At 69.3% G+C, this 4382-nt stretch carries 5 protein-coding genes and 1 tRNA gene; 3 read left to right on the forward strand and 3 right to left on the reverse strand.

The annotated features are described in order from the left end of the window. Positions 1–962, forward strand: a 962-nt coding sequence (locus GX015_RS01685; protein WP_291342305.1) for an ABC transporter permease, incomplete at its 5' end; no start/stop codon positions are given. 49 nt (positions 963–1011) lie between these two features. Continuing rightward, positions 1012–1794, forward strand: a complete 783-nt coding sequence (locus GX015_RS01690; protein ID WP_291342311.1) for an ATP-binding cassette domain-containing protein — start codon at positions 1012–1014, stop codon at positions 1792–1794. 176 nt (positions 1795–1970) lie between these two features. On the opposite strand, the gene GX015_RS01695 is transcribed toward GX015_RS01690, so the two are convergent. From GX015_RS01695 to cmrA, 3 genes are all read right to left on the reverse strand, one after another. Next, a tRNA-His gene (locus GX015_RS01695) sits at positions 1971–2043 on the reverse strand. Positions 2044–2161: 118 nt separating this feature from the next. Continuing rightward, positions 2162–2761, reverse strand: a complete 600-nt coding sequence (orn, locus tag GX015_RS01700; protein WP_291342313.1) for an oligoribonuclease — start codon at positions 2759–2761, stop codon at positions 2162–2164. 71 nt (positions 2762–2832) lie between these two features. Continuing rightward, positions 2833–3630 (reverse strand): mycolate reductase, encoded by a 798-nt coding sequence (gene cmrA / locus GX015_RS01705; RefSeq protein ID WP_291342307.1) that lies wholly within the window; start codon positions 3628–3630, stop codon positions 2833–2835. A 318-nt stretch (positions 3631–3948) separates the two neighbouring features. Between cmrA and GX015_RS01710 the strand changes: the two genes are divergently transcribed. Then, a partial coding sequence (locus GX015_RS01710) for a helix-turn-helix domain-containing protein (protein ID WP_291342309.1) occupies positions 3949–4382 on the forward strand: 434 nt, incomplete at its 3' end.

The following is a 4382-nucleotide window of genomic DNA, read 5'->3' on the forward strand; positions in this document are numbered from 1 at the left end:
CACCAGGGCGCACCGCATTGATCACCGTCACCGTCGGTTTGATCGCCGTGCTCGTCACCATGCTCTCGGCATTGGCGGCGGGCCTGTCCCACCAGTCGACGTCGGCGCTCGTCGACGCCCTCGGGCCGGATGACGCCGTCATCGTCGCCGACGCCGGCACCCCGTCGCTGGCCGCTTCCCGCTTGACGACGGCCCAGGTCAACGCCGCGAAGTCCGCCGGCTCGGCCGAGGCGTGGTCCGTGGGCCGCGCCCGCGTCGGCGATGAGCCGGTTTTCGTCTTCCCGGACCATTCGCTGGGCAAGAACGAGATCCGGCCCTCCGACGCCGTCGCCGGGGATCTTCCGGAGTCCGGCACCACGACCTTCGAGGGGCGCACCGTCACCGTCGCGGGCACCGCGGGCGACCTGTGGTGGGAGCACCAGCCCGTCGTGTTCGCCGCACCCGCGCTGGCGGAGCAGATCGCCGGCGCGCCGTCGGCCGTCGTCGTCGACGAGTCGGTGGCGCAGGCCCCCGAGGTCGACGGCACCGTCGTCATGCGCGGCGACGAGCGCATGGACCTGTCCGCCTCCAACAAGGGCGAGCAGATGTCGCTCAATGCCATGACGTCGCTGTTGTTCCTCATTTCCGCGTTGGTGGTCGGCGCGTTCTTCATGGTGTGGACCGTCCAGCGCATGCGCGGCGTCGCCGTGTCCTCGGCGCTCGGGGCGTCCCGTCCGGTGCTCGCCGCCGATTCGCTTGGCCAGGCGCTCATCGTGCTGGCGCTCGGCGTCGGGGCGGGCGTGGCCATCACCGTCGGCGCGGGCACGTGGCTGTCCTCCTCCGGGATCATGCCGGTGCTCATCGACGCGTCCACGACCGCGTGGCCGGCGCTGGCGCTCGTGGGCACCGGGCTCATCGGTGCGGCCGTGGCACTCGTGCCCGTCCTCCGCGTCGAACCGAGGGAGGCGCTGGCCAATGCGTGACCCCGCCGACCGCCCCGACCGATTCGACCACCGCGACCAGGAGAACCACATGAATACCCGCAGCAACCGCACCGCACTCCACATTTCCGGGGTGGCCCTCGACGTGGAGGATGGCTCGACCACCCGCCGGATCCTCGACGACGTCTCCCTCGACGTGAACCGCGGTGAGATCGTCGCGGTGACGGGTCCCTCCGGCTCGGGGAAGTCCACGCTGCTGGCGGTTGCGGGCTGCCTGCAGACGCCGGACACGGGCGTCGTGAAGCTGCATTCCGCCGACGGCGACGTCGACCTCACCGCCCGGGGTGCCGCTGCTGCGCGCGTGCGGCGCGAGCACGTCGGCCTCGTGTTCCAGCAGCCGAATCTGCTGCCGGCGCTGACGGTGCGGGAGCAGCTGATCGTCATGACGCGCCTCGGCCGCATCCTCCCGCCGCCGGCCTCCGAGCGTCGCCGCGCCCGCGAGCGCGCCGCCGAGCTGCTCGAGTCGGTGGGGCTGGCGGGCATGGGGGATCGCCGAGTGTCCACGCTCTCCGGCGGCCAGCAGGCGCGCGTCAACCTGGCGCGTGCGCTGATGAACGAGCCCGAGCTGCTGCTCGTCGACGAGCCCACCGCCGCCCTCGACCGCGCCTCCGCCGAGGCGGTGACCGACCTCATCGTCGACGTCACCCGCCGTTACGGTGCGGCGACCCTGTACGTCACCCACGATCCCGGCCAGGCCGAGCGCGCCGACCGCGTCATGGAGATGCTCGACGGCCGCCTGACCGACGCCGGGGGAGCGGCGGGCGGGGGAGCGGCAACTTCGCCCGAGAAGCGGGAGCACGCAGCGGCGCGTTAGTGCATGAATCCTCCAGACCCCGATTCGGTCTCCGCAAACGCGCAGGTCAGAATTCGCCGGATTCAAACTCTGGAGGATTCGGGCACTTAGCCCCTCGGGTTGCGGCCATTCGGAGCGATGTCCTTCTCCCGCGCATGCGAAAGGCCCGGACCAATCGGTCCGGGCCTTTCATTCGGGGTGACTGACGGGACTCGAACCCGCGACACCCAGGATCACAACCTGGTGCTCTACCAACTGAACTACAGTCGCCATCGCATTCACGTCAGCGGCGTTTGCCCCTGTCGTGCAGCGGATTACAGGATAACCCACGAATCCCGCCCGACAAAACCGCAGGTCCGGGCCCCGCTTTACGACGCTCGCCGGCGACTCAGTCCACCGGCACCTTGGCTGCGGCGTCCTCGGCGGCGCGGGCGACCTCGTCGGTGGTCGGGCCCTCGCCGGGCGCGAGCATGGCGCGCCGGTAGAACTCGAGCTCGCGGATCGACTCGCGGATGTCGGCCAGCGCCCGGTGGGACATGCCCTTCTCCGGCTGCCCGTAGTAGACGCGCGGGTACCAGCGGCGGGCGAGTTCCTTGAGGGAGGAGACGTCGATCATGCGGTAGTGCAGGTGCATGTCGAGTTCCGGCATGTACCGGTTGATGAAGCCCCGGTCCGACGCGATCGAGTTGCCCGCCAGCGGCGCCTGCCGCTCGGCCGGCACCCACTCGCGGACGTAGTCGAGGACGATGCGCTCGGCCTCGTTGACGTCGATCGCCGACTGGCGGATCTCCTCGGTCAGGCCCGAGGAGTTGTGCATGTCGGTGACGTAGGCGTCCATCTGCGCCAGGTCGGTCTCCGAGGCGTGGACGACGACGTCGACGCCCTCGCCGAGGATGTTGAGGTCCGCGTCGGTGACCAGCGCGGCGATCTCCACGATGACGTGCTTCTGCGGGTCCAGGCCGGTCATCTCGCAGTCGATCCACACGATGCGGTCGTACTTCGGCGGCGTGCCGTTCCCGTTCGCGCCGTTCGCGGCATTGGAGTCGGTGGTGCCGTTGGTCACTGGGACATCCCTTCGTAGAAGCGGCCGATGATGGGGGCCACGAGCCAGCGCGGCAGGTAGTTGCCGGCGGTGTTCATGCCCTTGCTCAGGGCGCCGGGCACGACGCGCAGGCGGTTGGCGGCCAGCGCGTCGAGGCTGTCGCGGGCGCAGTCGTCGGTGGAGGTCCACAGGAAATCGGGGACGTTGTCGTCGACTTCGTTGGCGCCGTCGTCGCGCTGATCGGGCCGCACCGGGCCGGGGGCGAGCAGGGTGCAGTGCACACCGGTGCCCTTGAGGTCGTAGTGCAGCGCCTCGGTGAACGTGTTCACGAACGCCTTGGTGCCCACGTACGTGGCGTTGTTCGGGATCACCGTCGTGCCCGCCGCCGAGCCCACGTTGAGAATGGCGCCCGAGCCACGCTCGACCATGGGCTTGACGACGAGCTGCGTGAGATCGAAAAGCGCCGTCGCGTTCAGCTCGAACTGCGCGCGCTCGTAATCCTGGTCCAGTTCCTGGAACCGGCCGAACGTCGCGATGCCGGCGCAATTGACCATGACGCTGATGTCGCGTCCGCGCAGTTCGTCGCAAAGCTCCTGCCGGGCCCCCGCATCCGACAGATCGCACGGGCGGACCTCCACCGTCAGGGACGGGCCCGACAGTTCGGCGGCCAGCGCCTCCATCTTGTCGGCGGAGCGCGCCACGAGAATCAGCGAATGGCCGCGCCGGGCGAGCTCGCGGGCCAGGGCCTTTCCGATGCCTGACGACGCGCCGGTCACCACGGCACGGTAATCGGGATGGGGGGCGGGCAATGCCATGTGTCGACCTCGCGGTGGTTCGGTGCGGATGGTTACGGGCCAAGCCTAGTGCGCCCGCAAGTTCCGGCACGGCGGCGCGGCCGCTGCCGTGGTGACCGACATTCAAGTCGGCGACGGGCATTCGCAATCCTAATGTTTATGAAAAGGTTGTTTTCCCATGTCATCTCGCGTCAACGGGTGTCCCCGCGAGCGGCGGGTGAAGCGTGATCCCCGTGCAACGCCCGATAGAATTGAAGGGGAATCGAATGACTGCGATGGTCCCGGGGCCATCAACTCGAACCGCGTCGGCGCGGCCCGGGTGCAGGAAAGGAAGCGACGATGACTGGCGATTACTCCGAGGCTGCGACGTCCAAGCCGTCGGTGGACGAGGCGATCATCGAGGCCGCCCGCGAAAGCATCATGGCCGTGGGCCTGCGCCGCACGTCCATCGCGGAGATCGCCCGCAACGCCGGGGTATCCCGGCCCACGGTGTACCGGCGCTACGCGGACCTCGACGAGCTGGCCAACGAAGTGATCACCCGCGAGTTCCTGCGCATCCTCGCCGACCTGCGCACCATGCCCGGCGACGCCCGCCAGCGCATCGTCGAACGCTTCCGGATCATCCTGCGGACCCTGTCCAACGGCGAGTTTTTCCTCAACCTGGCCGAGACCGACCCCGAGCGCATCGTCCGCGCCATCATCCGCCCGAAGGGTTCCAGTGAACGGTCGATCATCGAGGAGTTCATCCTGCCGGGCATCGTCCACGGCCAGGA

The sequence above is a fragment of the Corynebacterium sp. genome (assembly GCF_012837295.1).
Taxonomy (GTDB): domain Bacteria; phylum Actinomycetota; class Actinomycetes; order Mycobacteriales; family Mycobacteriaceae; genus Corynebacterium.

Bases quoted from the DNA above. Each gene is read 5' to 3' on its own strand.
- GX015_RS01690 (WP_291342311.1), top strand. From the start codon at position 1,012: ATGAATACCCGCAGCAACCGCACCGCACTCCACATTTCCGGGGTGGCC.
- cmrA (WP_291342307.1), bottom strand. From the start codon at position 3,630: ATGGCATTGCCCGCCCCCCATCCCGATTACCGTGCCGTGGTGACCGGC.